Source organism: Comamonas sp. F1-6, from assembly GCF_039581415.1.
Lineage (GTDB): Bacteria > Pseudomonadota > Gammaproteobacteria > Burkholderiales > Burkholderiaceae_C > Comamonas > Comamonas thiooxydans.
The window spans coordinates 280935-299497 of the sequence record NZ_JBCPWN010000004.1 but is presented as its reverse complement, the minus strand read 5'-3'; the positions used below and the strand labels follow the sequence as shown (position 1 = coordinate 299497).

The 18563-nt window shown below is 57.1% G+C and carries 16 protein-coding genes; 11 read left to right on the top strand and 5 right to left on the bottom strand.

Annotation, left to right across the window (positions count from 1 at the left end):
- Positions 1 to 688 precede the first annotated feature (688 nt).
- Positions 689 to 3061 (top strand): DNA polymerase II, encoded by a 2373-nt coding sequence (locus AAIL66_RS06675; RefSeq protein WP_343496287.1) that lies wholly within the window; start codon positions 689 to 691, stop codon positions 3059 to 3061.
- An 18-nt stretch (positions 3062 to 3079) separates the two neighbouring features.
- On the opposite strand, the gene AAIL66_RS06670 is transcribed toward AAIL66_RS06675, so the two are convergent.
- Positions 3080 to 5341, bottom strand: a complete 2262-nt coding sequence (locus AAIL66_RS06670) for a xanthine dehydrogenase family protein molybdopterin-binding subunit (protein ID WP_343496286.1) — start codon at positions 5339 to 5341, stop codon at positions 3080 to 3082.
- Positions 5342 to 5358: 17 nt separating this feature from the next.
- The gene (locus AAIL66_RS06665) at positions 5359 to 5823 is read right to left on the bottom strand and encodes a (2Fe-2S)-binding protein (RefSeq protein ID WP_003070120.1); all 465 of its coding nucleotides are present in this window, start codon (positions 5821 to 5823) and stop codon (positions 5359 to 5361) included.
- Positions 5824 to 5972: 149 nt separating this feature from the next.
- Between AAIL66_RS06665 and AAIL66_RS06660 the strand changes: the two genes are divergently transcribed.
- The gene (locus AAIL66_RS06660) at positions 5973 to 6911 is read left to right on the top strand and encodes a LysR family transcriptional regulator (RefSeq protein WP_059440764.1); all 939 of its coding nucleotides are present in this window, start codon (positions 5973 to 5975) and stop codon (positions 6909 to 6911) included.
- A 358-nt stretch (positions 6912 to 7269) separates the two neighbouring features.
- Here AAIL66_RS06660 and AAIL66_RS06655 read toward each other — a convergent pair whose 3' ends face one another.
- The 3 genes from AAIL66_RS06655 to AAIL66_RS06645 all read right to left on the bottom strand — a co-directional run bounded on the left by AAIL66_RS06655 (position 7270) and on the right by AAIL66_RS06645 (position 9752).
- On the bottom strand, positions 7270 to 8241 hold the full coding sequence (locus AAIL66_RS06655; protein WP_343496285.1) for a tripartite tricarboxylate transporter substrate binding protein: 972 nt from the start codon (positions 8239 to 8241) through the stop codon (positions 7270 to 7272).
- An 80-nt stretch (positions 8242 to 8321) separates the two neighbouring features.
- Positions 8322 to 9095 (bottom strand): 3'(2'),5'-bisphosphate nucleotidase CysQ, encoded by a 774-nt coding sequence (gene cysQ / locus AAIL66_RS06650; RefSeq protein WP_034351964.1) that lies wholly within the window; start codon positions 9093 to 9095, stop codon positions 8322 to 8324.
- Between the two features lie 108 nt (positions 9096 to 9203).
- Positions 9204 to 9752 carry a hypothetical protein gene (locus tag AAIL66_RS06645; RefSeq protein WP_197483888.1) on the bottom strand — a complete coding sequence of 183 codons (549 nt, stop codon included), beginning with the start codon at positions 9750 to 9752 and terminating at the stop codon, positions 9204 to 9206.
- On the opposite strand from AAIL66_RS06645, the gene cysD reads away from it, so the two are divergent.
- From cysD to AAIL66_RS06600, 9 genes are all read left to right on the top strand, one after another.
- Entirely contained in the window at positions 9636 to 11132 is a 1497-nt protein-coding gene (gene cysD / locus AAIL66_RS06640) for a sulfate adenylyltransferase subunit CysD (RefSeq protein ID WP_343496284.1), read from the top strand. The two genes, AAIL66_RS06645 and cysD, sit on opposite strands and share 117 nt — an antisense overlap.
- A complete protein-coding gene (cysN, locus tag AAIL66_RS06635; protein WP_034392514.1) occupies positions 11132 to 13045 on the top strand; it encodes a sulfate adenylyltransferase subunit CysN in 1914 nt (637 codons plus the stop codon). The genes cysD and cysN overlap by 1 nt, the downstream gene beginning before the upstream one ends.
- Positions 13046 to 13158: 113 nt before the next feature.
- Positions 13159 to 14268 carry a DUF1214 domain-containing protein gene (locus AAIL66_RS06630; protein ID WP_045839151.1) on the top strand — a complete coding sequence of 370 codons (1110 nt, stop codon included), beginning with the start codon at positions 13159 to 13161 and terminating at the stop codon, positions 14266 to 14268.
- Entirely contained in the window at positions 14265 to 15452 is a 1188-nt protein-coding gene (locus AAIL66_RS06625; RefSeq protein WP_343496283.1) for a sulfotransferase, read from the top strand. Before AAIL66_RS06630 ends, AAIL66_RS06625 begins: the two co-directional genes overlap by 4 nt.
- 11 nt (positions 15453 to 15463) lie before the next feature.
- Complete coding sequence (locus tag AAIL66_RS06620) at positions 15464 to 16186, top strand: hypothetical protein (RefSeq protein ID WP_343496282.1); 723 nt, start codon at positions 15464 to 15466, stop codon at positions 16184 to 16186.
- A 31-nt stretch (positions 16187 to 16217) separates the two neighbouring features.
- Complete coding sequence (locus AAIL66_RS06615) at positions 16218 to 16673, top strand: nuclear transport factor 2 family protein (protein ID WP_034377520.1); 456 nt, start codon at positions 16218 to 16220, stop codon at positions 16671 to 16673.
- A gap of 13 nt (positions 16674 to 16686) precedes the next feature.
- Positions 16687 to 17166 carry an SRPBCC domain-containing protein gene (locus AAIL66_RS06610; RefSeq protein WP_034407943.1) on the top strand — a complete coding sequence of 160 codons (480 nt, stop codon included), beginning with the start codon at positions 16687 to 16689 and terminating at the stop codon, positions 17164 to 17166.
- Positions 17167 to 17200: 34 nt separating this feature from the next.
- Positions 17201 to 17995, top strand: coding sequence for an SDR family oxidoreductase (locus tag AAIL66_RS06605; RefSeq protein WP_034392507.1), 795 nt, complete (start codon positions 17201 to 17203; stop codon positions 17993 to 17995).
- An 18-nt stretch (positions 17996 to 18013) separates the two neighbouring features.
- Entirely contained in the window at positions 18014 to 18478 is a 465-nt protein-coding gene (locus AAIL66_RS06600; RefSeq protein WP_034377518.1) for a nuclear transport factor 2 family protein, read from the top strand.
- The last annotated feature ends 85 nt before the right edge of the window (positions 18479 to 18563 follow it).

The window sequence follows — 18563 nt, the reverse complement described above, 5'->3', positions numbered from 1 at the left end:
ATTGGCGCTTCGGGTGGCTTTGTGATGATCTGAATACCAAGGCCGCCAGACACGCCACCCCCCTCGTCATCATCATCAGCGCGGAATTGAGGAAGACTCTGTCTGAAAACAGGCGTGCGGGCGATACACCCAGACTTTCACGCAGAGTACTTTTCGCGACTGTCGCACTGCCTTCGTTGCAGAACACAAAAAATGCGATCCATTTATCGACACACAGGCATCACCGGCAAATCTTCGCATAGCAAGAACTTCTTGACTCCGCTCTTGTCGTGGATCAGCACCGTCAGTTTGTAGCCCTCCAGAGCGGCCGGAGACTTTCGCGATGCAATGAACCCTATAGCCCAGGTAAAGCTCTGTCGGCCGGCCGATCTTCGAAGCACTGCTGTCACTCGGTGGACGAAAGCCCAATGACAGGTAATGGTGACGGTGGTCACTGGCCCACCGCTCTTGAAAACTATAGCAAGCCTGGAGCACAACTTTGTGCGGCTCCAATCCCTCATAGTTTCACCCGTAAATCATGCCCCTCTTCGCCACACCAAGGGGCACTCCTCAACAGCCGCTGGACAGCTGTAATTTAAAAGGCCGCAGGCAAACGTATCAATCCTACAACTTGCTCTGCATGTCTGCGTACTGTTGTGACCGACAATCCAAATTCAAGTCTGTTAAACCTTTGCTCGCTTAATCTGTCGTGCCGTTCCCCAAACGCCAGGGATTCATCCTTACTCGCAATTGGCGAGACACACCGGCGGGCGTCGAGCTTGAGTATTGGCTGGCAACCGATAGCGGCCCCCTGAAGGTCCTCCTGACTGCACAGAAGTCTGTGGCGTTCGTCGAGGCCCGGCACAAAGGAGCGGTAGAGGCGCAACTCCCGCCCCTGGCTGGAGCGGAATTGCGGGAACTGGGACTGAAGAGTTTTCAGCAAGAGCCCGTCTTGGGTATCTATGCCAGGAGTTTTCGTCAATTACGGCGACTTGCACGCACTCTCCAGCAACTAGGCATTCCCCTTCTGGAAGCCGATGTTCGACCACATGAGCGTTACTTGATGGAGCGCTTCATCACGGCGGGCGTCACGCTGCAAGGCGGACGGACAGAACATGCGACGCTGGTGAACTGCAAGCTTGTTCCTGCGCCCGATTTCCGGCCGGTTCTGAAGGTTGTGTCATTGGACATCGAGACCAGTCAGCACCAAGATCTGTATTCGATCGCGCTGGACGGCATGGCGGAGCGCGTCGTTTTCATGCTGGGTGAGGCTCCTGCCAAACCTTTAAGAACGCCTGGTTTCGAGCTGATTCATTGCTCAACACGCAAAGCCATGATTGACAGGCTCAACGACTGGTTTGCACGCAATGATCCGGACATCATCATTGGATGGAATGTCATTCAGTTCGACCTGCGTGTGCTGCAGAAAACTGCGGACGAATGTGCAACACCGCTACTCCTGGGGCGTGAGCGCAAGCCCATTGCATGGCGAACCCATCCCGGCAAACAAGGCTATCTGTTTGCTCCCATGCCAGGACGAGTTGTCGTTGACGGGATTGAAGCGCTCAGGGCCGCGGTCTGGAGCTTTCCGTCGTTCAGCCTCGAGAACGTCGCGCAAGAGCTTCTGGGCGAAGGCAAGGACATCGGAGACGAATACGACAAGATGGCCGAAATCGAGCGGCGCTACCAGCTAGACAAGCCCGCTCTTGCCGCCTACAACATACGCGACTGCGAGCTGGTTCTACGAATCTTCGAAAAGGCGAAGCTGCTGCAGTTTGCGATGGAGCGCGCCCACACCACGGGCCTGCAGCTTGACCAATTCGGTGGCTCCATTGCTGCATTCAACCATCACTATTTGCCACGCATGCACCGCATGGGGTATGTCGCGCCCAACGTGGGCGATGTTCAAGGAAAATCCTCCCCCGGCGGCTACGTCATGGACTCCAAGCCTGGCTTCTACGACTCCGTCGTGGTTCTGGACTACAAGAGTCTCTATCCATCAATCATCCGCACCTTCCTCGTTGACCCCGTGGGTTTGGTAGAAGGTCGACATGCCAGCTCTTCTGAGCTTTTGATCAAAGGCCCAAGGGGCACGCTCTTTTCTCGCGAGAAGCACTGTCTCCCGGAAATCGTGACCACCCTCTGGCAGGCCCGAGATGAAGCCAAACGCATCAGGAACGAACCACTGTCGCAAGCGCTCAAGCTGGTGATGAACTCATTCGCTGGGGTGCTAGGCGCGTCGGAATGCAGATTCTTCAATCCGGATTTGATTTCAGCCATTACCTTACGTGGCCACGAAATGGTGAAGCTCACAAGGGATCTGGTCGAAGAGCGCGGATATGAAGTTATTTATGGAGACACGGACTCCATCTTTATTTGGCTCAAGCGGTCCCATACCACCGAAGAGGCATATGCCGTGGCTGCCAGGCTGGCCCGGGACATCAACGCGTGGTGGATTCAAACCCTGCACCAAGAGCAAGGCCTGAAAAGCTTTCTTGAGATCGAGTTCGACACGTATTACAAGAAGTTCTTCATGCCCACCATCCGCGGCTCGGACGTCGGCAGCAAGAAGCGCTATGCCGGCTTGAGTGTGGATGCCGCCGGAAACGAATCGATGATCTACCGCGGCCTTGAAATGGCGCGCAGCGACTGGACACTGCTGGCACGGCAGTTCCAGGAGGGCTTGCTCTCGCGTGTCTTCCAAGGTGTCCCCTACCGCGAGTTTGTCATCAAGTACGCCCATTCGACACTGGCGGGCAAGAAGGATGATCTGCTCATCTATCGCAAACGCCTGCGACATCGCCTGGATGCCTACGTGGCCAACGTACCACCACAGGTCCGTGCCGCTCGCATTGCCGATGAGTACAACGATCGCGTGGGGCGACCCAGGCAGTACCAGAACGGCGGCTGGATCCAATACGTCATGACCAAGAATGGCCCTGAGCCTTTGGAAATCCGCCGCTCACGCATCGATTACGAGCACTATCTGGCGAAACAGATCAAGCCGATTGCCGACTCGATCTTGATCCCTCTCGGAGAGGACTTCGTCACTCTCACATCTTCTCAACAGGAGCTTTTCTAGCGATCCCGGCTCATGCTCTCACGCTTTCTGGAAAGGCAGCTCGCGTGGTGTATGGCCGCTCAGCTTGGCGATGGCGTTGGCAAAAGCGGGGGCCAATGGCGGCACACCCGGCTCGCCCATACCTGTGGGCGCATCGGCACTCGGCACGATATGCACGGAGATCGCGGGCATATCGGTTAAGCGGGCCACGGTGTAATCATTGAAGTTACCCTGCTCCACCTGTCCATCCTTGAAGGTGATCGCAGCCCCAGGCAAGCACATGCCAAGGCCCATCAAGGCACCACCCTGCACCTGAGCCTCGACACTCCGAGGGTTCACCGCCAGATTGCAATGCACGCCAGCTGTAACCGCATGCAGCTTGGGAGCACCATCCTTCATCGATGCCTCGACCACATAGGCAACCACCGAGTCGAAAGACTGATGCACAGCCACGCCCCAGGCTCTGCCTTCGGCCAGTTGGCGCTTTCCGTAGCCCGACTTTTCGACTGCCAGCTGCAACGCGGCCTTGTGACGCGGATGCCTGTCGCCAAACTGCTGCAGCCTGTATGCGACAGGATCTTGCTTTACAGCTCGGGCAATTTCATCCATCAAGGTCTCCATCACATAAGCGGTGTGCGTAGAGCCCACGCTGCGCCACCAGAGAACCGGCGCATTGAGCTCGGGGTGATGCACCGAGAGTCGCATCGGCAGGTCATAGGGCTCCTTCATGCCTTCAACCGTAGTGGTGTCCACTCCGTTCTTGACCATGAAGCCCTCAAACGCCGTGCCTTTGGCAAGCGACTGGCCTACGATCACATGGTCCCAGGCAATCACCTTTCCCTTGTCGTCAAAACCTATTTCGGCGCGATGCACATGCATGGGTCGGTAATAGCCTCCTTTGACATCGTCCTCGCGGCTCCAGATCATGCGCACCGGTGCGTCAATACCAGATGTTCTGGCAGCCTTGGCAATCTCGCAGGCTTCGGCCACGTAGTCACTGCGCGGGTTGGCACGGCGGCCGAAACCGCCCCCCGCCATCTGAACATTGACTCGGACATTCTGCGGTGCCACGCCAAGCACGCGCGCAGCCGTTGCAACTTCCCAGCCCGGGGCCTGCGTGCCCAACCAAAGCTCAACCTTGGCATCCTTTCCTGCACCTGTCACACGCACCGTGCAGTTCAGCGGCTCCATCGGCGTATGGGCAAGGTAGGGGAAGACATATTCGGCACTGATTTTGTGAACAGCACCGTTCAATGCCGAAACATCGGCATCGAACTTGAGTGCGCCCGGCTTCCTGGCCAATTCACGATACTGCGCCAGTTGCCGAGCCGAATCGACTTTGCCAACCGCTGCGCTGTCCCACTGGATTTTCAGGGCATCGCGACCCTGCTTGGCTGGCCAGTAACCATCGGCCAGCACCGCAACCAGCTCGCCCCCCCACACGCTGGGCACACGAAGCACTGCACGCACACCCTTGATGGCTTTGGCTGCCGCATCGTCCACCGATTGAATCTTGCTTCCATACACCGGCGGATGTGCCACAACTGCGGTCAACATACCCGGCAGATGCATGTCGATGCCGTAAGACTGTCTGCCGCTGGACTTGGCGCGTGCATCGAGCCGTCCCGTGGCATGACCGATGATGCGAAAGTCTTTGGCGTCCTTGAGCTTCACCTGCTGCGGAACAGGCATCTTCATGGCCTCATCCGCCAACTCGCCGTAGCCCAGCTTCTTGCCCCGAGGCCCGATCACCTGTCCTGCCTGAGTGCGCAAGGACTGCGGGTCTACACCCCAGCGCCTGGCAGCCGTGGCCAGCAGCATGGAGCGGGTTCGCGCCCCCAGTTCACGATACTGGACATACGAGTTCTTGATGGCAGTGGAGCCGCCCGTCAGATGCATTCCCATGACCGGATCCAGATATGCGGGATCGGCATTGCCGTGCGCGCTCTGCACCTTGGACCAATCGGCGTCCAGCTCTTCGGCCAGCACCATGGGCAGGCCGGTTTGCACGCCTTGGCCGAACTCCAGACGGTTGATGGTGATCGTCACCGCTCCATCACGATCAATCTTCACAAAAGCCGATGGCTGCTGGTAAGGCTTGAGTGCGCTTGTAGAAACCTGTTCGTTACCCTTCGCCTGTGCCGACACAGCTGCGGGAAATACACCCAGCGCAAAACCCGAGGCCGTCGCCAGCTTGAGGAAATCGCGTCGCTCGAGCTTTAGGCCTGCATCTATGGAGTCAGCCGCCAGCACACGCAGACCTTTGGGCAGGTCGGCAAAAAGATGATTGGGAATAGGCATGGGATGTGCTCCTTCTTTTAGGCCGACAGGTTTTTGGCAGCATCGTGGATGGCTGCACGGATGCGTGTATAGGTTCCGCAGCGGCAGATATTGCCCGCCATGGCTGCATCGATGTCCGCATCGCTTGGCTGGCGATTGCTTTTGAGCAGCGCGGTCGCACTCATGATTTGCCCACTTTGGCAATAGCCGCATTGCGCCACATCGTTGCGAACCCACGCATCCTCGACAGCCTTGCCCACCTTGTCTGCAGCTTGCGCTTCGATGGTGTCGATTTTTTGCCCTTGCGCCGCCGATATGGGCGTAATGCAAGAACGGATGGCCTGGCCGTTCAAGTGCACAGTGCATGCTCCGCACATGGCCATGCCGCAACCGAATTTGGTCCCTGTCATACCCAGTGTGTCACGCAGGGTCCAGAGGATGGGCGTTGAAGGATCCACATCAGCCGATGCGGGCTTGCCGTTGAGAGTGAATTTGACAGGCATGGGGGGCTTTCTTGTTTGCTTTTTCGACACGGTGATTGCTGCAGGCACCTGAGCAGCGCGTGAAGCAGAGGCAGTTTGCGCCAGGCAATGCAAAAGAAAAAGTCAAGCAATCTATTTAAGTTATTAAGTTTTACTTAAAAATAGAGAACATGAAGCCCGAAATACTCGCCTATCTGGCTGCCTTTGAGCAGGTAGCTCAGCATCGCAGTCTGACCTACGCCGCCCACGCCATCGGGGTCACGCCGGCCGCACTGTCCCAGACGATCAAGAAACTGGAAACCCGCCTGGATGTACGCCTTTTCGATCGAACAACGCGCAGCCTCAATCTGACAGAAGCCGGGAGAATCTATCTGGAGCGCATTTCCCCGGCCCTCACCAACCTGCGCGAAGCGACCGAGGATCTTCAGCTCCAAGCTGGCGTCGAAGGCGGCACGCTGCGCCTCACCATCTCCCATCCTGCTGGCCAGGTGCTCGTCGAGCCCATGCTCGCCGAGTTCTTTGCAATGCATCCGCACATTCACGTCGAGCTGGTCTATGACGACGGCTTTGTGGACATCGTGCGAGAAGGATTTGACGTCGGCATACGCAATGGCGAGTCACTGGAGGGCGATATGGTTGCCGTGCCACTCACACAGGATCTGACCATGTGTTTCGGTGCATCTCCTGCTTACCTCAAAACACACGGCACACCCGAGCACCCCGACGAACTGGAGCAGCACCTATGCATCAACTACCGCATGAGCAGCAGCGGCGCACTCTACAAGTGGGAATTCAATATCGACGGCAAACTGAGCGAGCGCTCCGTGAGCGGGCCACTGACAGTCAACCATAGCGACACGGCCATGCGTGCAGCCCTGGACGGCATTGGCGTGATTACCGGCTGGCGCGAATCCATGACCGACGCATTCAACACAGGCCAGTTGGTTGAAGTACTGAAACCCTATTGGGCAAGCTTCCCGGGCTTCTATGCCTATTACCCACACCGCACACACCTGCCTCTCAAGACCCGGATATTTCTTGATTTTCTGGTCCAGCATGTGCAGCGCAATGGCTTGTCCGAAACAGCCCGCGGGCAAATGAGGCCCTGATCGCGGCTTCTTCTGGTGTCTTTCTTGATCAGTGACTTCCCGTCATTTATACATTTAAGTCTCATGTCCCATCGCCGGACACTCTTCAAAGGACGGAAATCCCCCTGCCGTAGCTTGGCAACGATAGCTTCTGCTCATGTCCGCATCGCGAGCTACCACTCAACGCCTGGATTTTGGCAAGCAGGAGACAATGAATTTCAGTTCCAGCCCGATTATTTGCTTGAGGTCCGCCATCAGGGCTCTGGAACAAGCGCAGCAGACTCCATGCAGCCGTTCAAACCGAGCAAGAGCAGATCCTGCGCGACGATTTCTACATCCAATGATCTAGTTAAGTTTGAGCCCCAAAGAATTCACGGGGTCAATATAAAAAACCGTCTCTCTCAAAGAAGCTTCGGTAGCTCTGATCTTCAGCTTGCAAAAATGCTTTGAATTGCTTGTAGTCCTTGTATGCAACCTCAAAGCCTGTATTTTCTAGTTGATCCACAAAGCCCGTGTCTTTGATCACGTTGTTGATCTCGGCGGATAGAAATAGAGCCAGTTCGGATGACGCTCCCTTTGGAAGGAAGATTCCTTGCCAGTATTCAAAGCTGACGCCCTGGAGCCCCTTCTCCTGAAACGTAGGAATATCGGGGAAGCGCTTCGACCTGTGGGCCGATGCGATGCCCAATGCGTGCATCTTGTGGCTTTGCAGATGGGGGGCTATGGGAGCAAGCCCCGCAAAGAGCAAGTCCACTTGTTTGCCCATCAGGCTTGCAGTTGCAGAAGCAGCTCCCCCGTATGGAACATGCAATAGCTCCACGCCCAGGGCTTTGCCCAAACTCTCGCCCACCAAATGCTGCAAGCTGCCAATTCCTGAGGACGCGAAACTCAGACCACGGGCATTTTTTTGTGCTGCAGCTGCGATATCACTCAGTTGATGTATTGCGGAGTCGCCACGCGTGGCAAGAACAATAGGAGCAGAGGAAATTTTGGCCACCGGCACCATGTCAGCGACTTCGCCCGACTCCTGGCTTCTGGTGTAAATGGGATTGATGAAGATTTCGGCAGGCGACGCCAAGAGCAACGTATTCCCATCGGGCCTGGATTTCGCAACATAGTTCGCGGCAATGGCTCCACCTGCTCCTACTCTGTTTTCCACATAGACGGAGCGCTGCAATCGCACTGAGAGCTGGGTTGCAAACGCGCGTGCCAAGGTATCCATAGCGCCACCGGCTTCGAATCCGACAACGATTTTGACGGGTTGGCGAGACGCAGCCTTGTCGGCACAGGCTGCACTCATTAGCAACCCGCAAAGCAGGCAAGCTCGAATTAGCGTCGCAGCAAAGTTCATCTATCAGAAAACACAGAGGTTGTGAGTGCTCGCACTCAGAGCATTCAAGGCGGGAGGAAATGCTGTACGAAAGCTTGAAATCAGCGGTAATCTGCCGAGCAGGCATAGAAATGAGGATTACTCAAATCTCGCTTGCCGTAGCTCAGAACATCTCCATTGAGCGCATGAATCTGGCCGCCTGCCGCGGCCAGCACCGCATGACCCGCTGCGATATCCCACTCCATGGTGCGCCCCAAGCGTGGATAGAGGTCAGCCTCTCCCTCTGCGATCAGACAAATCTTGAGCGATGAACCTGCACTTTTGAGTGACCGCACCAAGCGTCCATTGAGAAACTGATCAAGCGCATCAGCATCGCCGTGCGAACGACTGGCCACCACATCAAGGCCATCCTCCGGAATGCTTCTGCATTCGATGGTTTGACGCTTTCCCTGCACCTCCAGCCATGCGCCAAGTCCTATGGCTCCCGCGTACATGCGATCCAGCGCTGGAGCGAAAACGACACCCAGCACAGGGGTTCCATTTTCGATCAGCGCGATATTGACTGTGAACTCGCCATTGCGGTTGATGAATTCCTTGGTGCCATCAAGAGGATCAACCAGCCAGAAGCATTGGCCCATCTCAGGCACATATCCCGCTGCAGCCGCCTCCTCGGAAACGACGGGAAACTGCGACTGCAAGGTGCCCAGACGCTCAAGAATCAGGCGCTCGGCCTTTTCGTCGGCTTCAGTCACGGGCGATGCATCCTGCTTGCCCCGAACCTCAAAGTCGCAGCGATAGATCTTCATGATTAAAGCACCCGCTTCACGGGTGATGGCCATTACGTCTTCAAGCAGTGCGCTTCGAGTCTGAGTCACAAAAATCTCCTGTTTTGTTATTCATGTGGTCCGTTTGGCCTATGCGCCGATCAGAGGACAGACCGACAGTAAATGCGTCCGGATCTTCGCGAATAAGCGAGTGAATGTTTAACAGGAATGCGCATGGCTGTTGGTAAGAAACTCAGTGTCCAGGAAATCAATCCACTGCGAATTCAAGCCGTGAAATTGCGGCTTGAAGGCAAAACGCTCAAAGAAGTCGGTAAGGCAACAGGCCTGTCCACACCAACCATCATTGCCGCCCACAAAGCCTGGCTGGAAGGGGGATGGAGCGCTGTCCTTGTGCGCGAGCGAGGCCGCAAACCTGGCGAAGGCCGCTCCTTGTCGGCCATACAGGAGCAGGACATCTATGTGCAACTGGTCAGCACCCAGCCCGCCGACCATGGCCTGCCTTTTTTGCTGTGGCAGCTGGAAGCCATGCAGCAACTGATCTTGCAGCGCCAGCAGCTTGACTTGCCCGAGCGTACCAACGCCCAGTACCTGCAGCGCTGGAACCTGAATGCCGACCGCCCTGCAAAGCGCATGAAGCAGGCATCCAGCAATGTGCAGCGCTGGTACGCCACCACTTATCTGGATATTTGCGAGCAGGCCCGAAAAGAGAGCGCCAGCATTGTCTGGATCGATGATTTTGGTGCCCATAACAACTGCCCCGGACGCCTGAGGCATGGCATCTTGCGTGCCGTCAACAACCGCGGCAAGGTGTATTGGCAACCGTATGAAGGCAGCCTGTGCGCTGCGCATCTGGAAGATTTTTTTGATCGCCTCAGGTGCTCCAGCGAGGGCAAGATCTTTGCCCTGCTTGCCGCCATGCAGTGGCAACGCGCAGCCACCTTTTCATCGCTTGCCAGCGACAGCCACGACCGGCTGCACCTGTTTCATCTGCCTGCTGCCACAGAGATGCTCAGCCAGTCGAACGAATTGGCCAGCAGCATCTTGAAGACTGCGCAAGACGTATCGCTGGTACCGAAGAACACCTACGCCAGAACCCCAACATCAACGAAGCTGGACCCTATGGCGAGCATGGCGCAGCAACTTCTAAAACATCAATTCGCGCAAAGATTTGATTTAACGGACTCCTACAGTTGGCAGCACCCAAAACAAAAAACCAAGGAGAAATCTGTGGTGCTGACTCATTTGCAAAGGCTGGAAGCCGAAAGCATTCAGGCCATGCGCGAGGTTGTTGCCGAGGCAGAAAACCCCGTCATGCTCTACTCCATCGGCAAGGACAGTGCGGTCATGCTGCATCTGGCGATGAAGGCCTTCTATCCGGCCAAACCTCCCTTCCCCTTGCTGCATGTGGACACGACCTGGAAGTTTCAGGACATGTATCGCTTTCGTGATCAGATGGCAGCCAAACTGGGCATGGACCTGCTGGTCCACATCAACCCAGAAGGTCTTGAAATGGGCATCAGCCCGTTCAAGCATGGCTCGCAAATTCATACCGACGTCATGAAAACCGAGGGCCTGAAGCAAGCTCTCGACAAGTATGGCTTCGACGCCGCCTTTGGTGGCGCGCGCCGCGATGAAGAGAAGTCTCGCGCCAAGGAACGCATCTTTTCCTTCCGCTCGGACCAGCACCGCTGGGATCCCAAGAACCAGCGCCCGGAACTCTGGCATCTGTACAACACGCGCAAGAACAAAGGCGAATCAATCCGAGTGTTCCCGCTGTCCAACTGGACCGAGCTGGATATCTGGCAATACATCTACCTCGAAAACATCCCCATCGTTCCCCTCTATTTTTCAGCGCCTCGCCCAGTGGTGGAGCGAGACGGCACGCTGCTGATGGTCGATGACGAGCGCATGCCGCTCAAGAGTGGCGAAGTTCCCATGATGCGCAATGTTCGCTTTCGCACCCTGGGCTGCTACCCCCTGACGGGTGCCGTCGAATCCGACGCCAATAGCTTGCCCAAGATCATTCAGGAAATGCTGCTGACCCGTACTTCGGAACGACAGGGCCGGATGATCGACCACGACTCGGCCGCATCCATGGAAAAGAAGAAGCAAGAGGGGTATTTCTGATGTCACATGTATCTGCACTCATCTCCGAAGATATCGAGAAATACCTGAAGGCACACGAGCAGAAAAGCCTGCTGCGCTTCATCACCTGCGGCAGCGTGGATGACGGCAAGAGCACGCTGATCGGACGCTTGCTGTACGAATCCAAGATGCTGTTTGAGGACCAGATGGAAGCACTGGTTGCGGACTCCAAGAAAGTCGGCACGCAGGGCGGCGAGCTGGACTTCGCGCTGCTCGTCGATGGTCTGGCCGCAGAGCGCGAGCAAGGCATCACCATCGATGTGGCCTACCGCTTCTTCTCTACCGACCAGCGCAAGTTCATCGTGGCCGACACGCCCGGCCATGAGCAGTACACCCGCAATATGGTCACTGGTGCCTCCACCGCCGATGTGGCCGTGGTGATGATAGATGCGCGCCGCGGTGTGCTGACTCAATCCAGGCGCCATAGCTATCTGGCATCGCTGATCGGCATCCGCAAAATCGTGCTGGCTGTCAACAAGATGGACTTGATGGCTTACTCCGAAAAAATCTTCAACGATATCGTGGCCGACTACCGCGAATTCGCCAAGAAGATCAATCTGGAAGACATCACGGCCATCCCCATGTCGGCCTTGCGTGGTGACAACATCACCGAGCAGAGCGAGCACATGCCCTGGTACCGCGGCACCACGCTCATGGGCTATCTGGAGACGGTGGAAATCGACGAAGCGCGCCAGCAAAAGCTACCGTTTCGCATGCCTGTGCAATGGGTCAATCGCCCCAACCTCGACTTCCGCGGCTTTGCGGGCTGCATTGCCAGCGGCCAGATTCACCCCGGAGACAGCGTCCGCATCCTGCCTAGCGGGCGCGTGACCAAGGTTGCGCGCATCGTCACCCAGGACGGAGATCTGCAGCAGGCGGTTGCTGGCCAGTCCGTTACCATGACCTTGGCCGACGAGGTGGACTGCAGCCGGGGCGATGTGATTGCGGTTGCGGATGCACCTTCCGATGTGGCTGACCAGTTCCAGGTCACGCTGATCTGGATGCATGAGCAGCCCATGCTCGGCGGCCGTCCCTATCTGATGAAGATCGGCGGCAAGACGATTCCCGTCACCTTCGCCGCCCCCAAGTACAAGATCAATGTCAACACGCTGGAGCATCTGGCCGCCAAGGAACTGGCGCTCAATGAAATCGGCGTCTGCAATCTGTCCAGCAGCCAGCCTATCGCTTTCGATGCCTATAAGGACAATCGCGAAACAGGCAGCTTCATCCTGATCGATCGTCTGAGCAACGCCACGGTGGGCGCGGGTCTGATCGACTTTTCGCTGCGTCGCTCGCAGAACATTCATATGCAGCATGTGAATGTGAACCAGGAAGCACGTTCCGAACGCCTGCATCAAAAACCAGCCTTGCTATGGTTTACCGGTCTGTCGGGCGCTGGCAAATCCACCATTGCCAATCTGCTAGAAACCCGTTTGCATGCGCGTGGCCGGCATACCTATCTGCTCGACGGCGACAACGTGCGCCACGGCCTCAATCGCGACCTTGGCTTCACCGATGCAGACCGCGTGGAAAACATTCGTCGCGTCGCTGAAGTGGGCAAGCTGTTTGTGGACGCCGGGCTGATTGCCATCACTGCCTTCATCTCGCCATTCCAGGCAGAACGCGAAATGGCGCGCAAGTTGGTGAAGGATGGTGAGTTCCTCGAAGTATTCATCGACACACCGCTTTCCGTTGCCGAAGAGCGTGACCCCAAGGGCCTCTACAAGAAAGTGCGCCGTGGCGAGCTGAAGAACTTCACGGGGATCGACTCACCGTTTGAAGTGCCGGAGTCTCCGGACATTCATATATCCACCCCCACGATGACTGCGCAAGAAGCGGTGGACAAGATCATCGCCGAACTGGTGGCCCGCGAAATCATCGCCGCGGAAGACTGAAGCAACTGGATGAACTGTGGCGTTGCCAGCCTTTGCAACGCCCCTCTTTCTTCTTTCACCCACCGCACACAGCCACCACCTGGCAGTGCGCGGCACACAAAGAAAGCCAGATCATGGATACCCAAACCATTAATGAGCAACTGCTCAGCGGCGAAACCTGGTCGCAGTTCTGCGATCACCTCAAACGCTGCGGCCAGCAGATTCTGCGTCCCGAAACCCCTGCCGACCCCGCAACGCGGGCAGAAGGCTATCGCTATCTGACCCGACTGCTGCGCATCGCGCTGGAGATGCATGTGGAATTCGCCGACCCGGCGTTTCCCAGCTTCTTCAAGACCTCGCACGAAACCGCCAAGATTGGCGCGGACAACCCGGACAACATCTACGAATACTCACGCCTCAACGGGTCCATGAAATACCGCATTCATGGCAACCGTGGCACGGTTTCGTACCTGAGCTTTTGCACGCAAAAAGGCGGCTATGAAACCGATGGCCGCATGGTTGTCACCGGGTTTATCGACGCCACACAGCTCAAGACTGACGAGAACGGTGACTTCGAACTCATCGTCAGCCGTGACCCGCAGCCGGGTAACTGGCTGCCCATGGAAGATGCCTCGGTGTCGCTGCTGGTGCGCCAAACCTTCATGGATCGCAAGAGCGAAGTGCCCGCCAAGCTCGCCATCGAGCGCATTGGCACCACGGACACCCCCGGCCCTCTGGATCCCTTGGTTCTGGCGCAATCGCTGCAGCGCGTGACGTCCTTTGTCGAGAACACGGCGAAGCTATTTGCCGACTGGGCACAAAGCTATCTTCCACATAGCAATCAGTTGCCGCCAGCCGATCAGGCCTACTGCCAGTCCGTGGGCGGTGATCCCAATATTTTCTACTACCACTCGCATTGGGAACTGCGCGAGGATCAGGCCCTGGTCATTCATATCGACAAGGTGCCGGAATGCTCGTTCTGGAATCTGCAGATCAATAACTACTGGCTGGAGTCTCTGGACTACCGCTACCACCAGATCTGCATCAACAAGCACCAGGCGCAATACAACGAAAACGGCGGCGTCACTCTGGTGCTGAGCGAAAAAGACCCCGGCATTGCCAACTGGCTGCAAACCGCCGGCGTACGCCAGGGAACCATGTGCCTGCGCTGGGTTGGCGCCAAGGAGCAGTGCCATCCCACCACCAAAGTGATCTCAATAAACCAGTTGCTGGAGACTGTATGAATGCCCCTGTGACACCCCAAACTCTGCACGTCGAAGAACTGCTGCAAGCTGCATGTGAGCGTGCACCAGGCCTCAAAGATTTTGGCAACGACAACTACCGGCAAGCGCTGGAAGTTCTGACGCGAGCCCTGAACACCGAAGCCAAGCTGTCTGCAACCGGCATTGCCATGATGCGCGAGCGACTCGTGGGCCAGTTGGTCAATCGCCTGCTCATGGAGGACTATCTCCAGCGCTTCCCCGAAATCTCGAAGATCGAGATCGAAGACCCATTGGTCATCGTGGGCCTGCCGCGCACCGGCACCACCATGCTGCAGCGAACACTGGCCGTAGACCCGCGCTTTTACTCTGCAGCCTGGTGGGAGACCCGCTACCCCGCGCCGCTGAAAGGCGAAGGCCCGCAGGACTGCGCCAACCGCATTGCAATGGCCAAGGCGGAAGTGGCGCAGACGATTGAGGCGATTCCCCAGATTCTGTCCATCCACCCCATGAGCGCCACGCTGTGCGACGAGGAATTCATGCTCATGGAGCATTCCTTTCTCTGCGCCATGGACGCTTACGCCGATGTGCCCAGCTACACCGCCTGGCTCGACCAGCAGGATCAGCGCCCCGTCTATACGCAGCTCAAGAAGATGCTGCAGTTTCTGCAATGGCAAAAGAGCCAGCGCGGCGAGGCGCAGGGCCAGCGCTGGCTGCTCAAAGCCCCGCAGCATCTGCACACTTTGGAAATTCTGCTGTCCGTCTTTCCCCAGGCTCAGGTCATTCTGACCCATCGCGAGCCCGCACAGACCATCCCTTCCATGGCCAGCATGGCGCATACGCTGTGGCAGATCTACAGCGACCAGCCTGACCCAAGCTCTGCAGGCCGCCAGTGGAACAGCCGCATGGCGCGTGGTATTCACCACACCATGCAAGTGCGCGAGCAGCAGGACAGCCGGCGCTTTCTGGATATCCACTTCTCGGACACCGTGGCCAAGCCCATGGAGGTGCTGGAGGCTGTCTATCAGTTCGCCCAGATGCCCTTCACCGAGAAAGCCCGTACCGATGCGCAGCAATGGCTGTCTGGCAACGGCCGGGAAAAGCGTGCGGGTCATGACTACAGCCTGGAGACCTTTGGCCTGAGCGAGCAGCAGATGCAACGCGACTATGCGCTGTACCGATCCCGGCATCTGCCAACCCAGAGCTAAGAGGTGCTTTCATGGAAAAAATCATGTTCAGCCTGTGGCGCCCCGCACGGCATTCGGCAGAAAGTTGGCGCCAGTCGCTGATGGATTTGCAAAGATCCCTGCAAGCCTGTGGTGCCTCGCGGATTCGTGTGATGGTTGTCGATGACGCCATGGACAAGGCCGCAAGCCAGCGCATCACGTTCAGCCAACATCCTCTCAATGGAATGATCAGTCTGTGGCTGGACAGCGCATCCATGCTGGGCCCGGTGCAAGCACTGATCGCGCAGCAGGTGGCAAGCCTGCATGCCTATCTCGTCTGCGAGTCCGAGCCCTACCCCGAAGAACGCAAGGCGCGCATTGCGCGTTTTGATGCTGAAGTGGCTTTAGGCAAGCGCACACCGGGCATGTGCCAGGTGGCGCTGTTCAGAAAGCCGGTCGGCATGAACTTTGAAGAATGGATGGTTCACTGGCGTGAAGGCCATGGCAGCAATGCCTACCCGCTGCAGTCCATCTTCGGATACCGGCAAAACCTGGTCGTGCGACGCTTGACCGAAGACGCACCGGAAGTCCACGCCATCGTTGAGGAGCAGTTTCCCGATATCGCGATCGGCAGTGCTCACGGCTTCTATGACACGCACGGAGATGAAGACCTGCTGCGCCAGCGGCAGAAATACATGTCCGAATCTGTGACTCCCATCATGGATTTCAGCAGCCTCGATTGCATTCTCACCAGTTTCTATCAAGTCAGCGCTTGAGACTGACCCACTACCACCGGAGACAAAACACATGTTGGACCTGGAAGCCATTGAGTTGATCAAGCAGCTCAAGGCGCGCTACTTTCGCGCCATCGACACCTGCAATCTGGAATTGCTGCAAGGCATGCTGACGCCAGACATCAAGCTGGCCTTCAAAAGCCCGGCTTACGAATTCCATCTGGAAGGCATAGACAAGGCGCTGGACTTCTACAAAACCTCCTTTACCAAGACCCGCCTGGCCATGCACAACGGCCACACGCCGGAGATCGAGGTCAAGGGAGACGAAGCTACCGCGCTCTGGTATCTGAACTACGTCTTCATCAACCTCGAAGAGAAAACGCATATGCATGGCGGTGCGATCTATGAAGACCGTTATGTCAAGCGCGATGGCCGCTGGTGGATTGCAGAGACGGGCTACAAGACCTTGCTTGAAACCGTGGAGCCGCTGAGCGAGCAGTTGCAGATCACCTCCAAGCCCATCAACTGAAGCGAGCACTCCAATGACCAAAGCTGCCAACCTCGTCACCTCCATCAAGGTGGAAATCAATGCCCCCGCCAGCGTGGTCTGGGAAGTGCTGGCCGATCTGGAGAACTACCGTCTCTGGAATCGCTTCTGCCCCGACATCCGCTGTGGGCTCAAGCTCAATGACTTGGTCGAGATGAAAACACGCCATCCACTGACGGGGGAAATCTGGCCTGTCAATGAATACTTGGTCGCGTTTGAGCCCGAGCAACTGCTGTCCTGGGAACAGCGCCCCGTGCCCGAGAACAAGGACGCTGCGCGCCGGGATCAGTACATCGAAGCCATTGACGCCAACCGCTGCACCTACTTCACCACCGACCAGTTCCTGGGACTGAACGCCGACACCATCATGCGCGAGCATGGCGCCTGGGTAAAGATCGCCTTTGACCAGGTCGCCGAGGATGTCAAGCACCGCGCGGAAGAGCTGCACTTTGCCCGCACCCGGGCTGCATTCTGAGAAAACCCCAGGCTATATATCCAAGGAGACCCATATGCTTCTGAAAGACAAAGTCATCATCATCTCTGGCATCGGCCCCGGCATGGGCATCAAGCTCGCCCTGCGCGCGGCGGAATATCAGGCCAAGGCCGTGGTGCTGGCAGCCCGCACACAGTCCATGCTCGATGAGGCAGAGCAAGCGATTCGCGATGCCGGCCACTCCTGCGAGACGCTCAAAGTGTCCACCGATATCTCGCAGCCCGAGCAGTGCCAGCGGCTTGCAGAGCTGACCGTTGCCAGGTTCGGCCGCATCGATGCGCTGATCAACTCGGCCTATGCCCACGGGACCTGGGGCTCTTCGAGCAACTCCTCCATGGATGACTGGCGCAAGGTCATGGAAGTCAATCTCTACGGCTCCATGAACATGACCCAGGCCGTGGTGCCGCAGATGAAAAAGCAAAAAGACGGCAGCATTGTGATGATCAACACCATGGCAACGCGCCGCCCCAATCAGCTCGAAGCCGGTTACGCAGTATCCAAAGGCGCGCTCAAGACTGCTGTGCAATATCTGGCAGAAGACCTGGGGCCCTACGGCATCCGCGTCAACAGCACCTACAACGGCTGGATGTGGGGCGCACCGGTCAAAGGTTATTTCCAGGCGGAAGCCAAGCGCCAGGGCGTACCCATGGAATCTCTGGTCGATGTGATTGCCCAGCAGATTCCCTTGCGCAACGAGATTCCCGACGATGCCGATTGCGCCTCCGCCGCGCTGTATCTGGCCAGCGACTATGCGCGCGTGGTGACCGGCGCCCAACTGGACGTCAGTGGCGGCCATTACCTGCCTCACTAAATTCCAGCGGAGAACAGCATGCAAACTCTTCTGGATATTGAAGAAATCAAGCAGCTCAAGGCGCGCTACTTTCGCGGCATCGACACCTGCAATCTGGAGCTTCTGAAAACCGTTCTGGCCGATGATGTCCATATTCGCTTCGACAGCCCGACTTACCAGTATGAGATCAATGGCATCGATGAAGCCATGAGCTTCTACCGCAATGCCTTCACCCATCGGCGCTTTGGTATGCACAACGGGCATACACCGGAAATCAAGGTCGACGGTGACACGGCCACCGGCATCTGGTACCTCAATGATCTGTTCATCAATCTGGATGAGCAGACCATACTCACCGGCAGTGCGCTGTACGAGGACCTCTATACCAGGGTCGCCGGTCAGTGGCGGGTGCAGCGCACGGGCTACAAGCGGCTGCTGGAGATGATTGAGCCTCTGAGCAGCGGTTGTCGCATCACATCGCGACCTATTACGAGCAACTTATAAGCGACATTAAGACTGCAATTGGACTTTCCCTTAGAAGGTAGACATGCCTAGGGGCAGTCCAATGCAGGCTGACGGACGAGCAGGA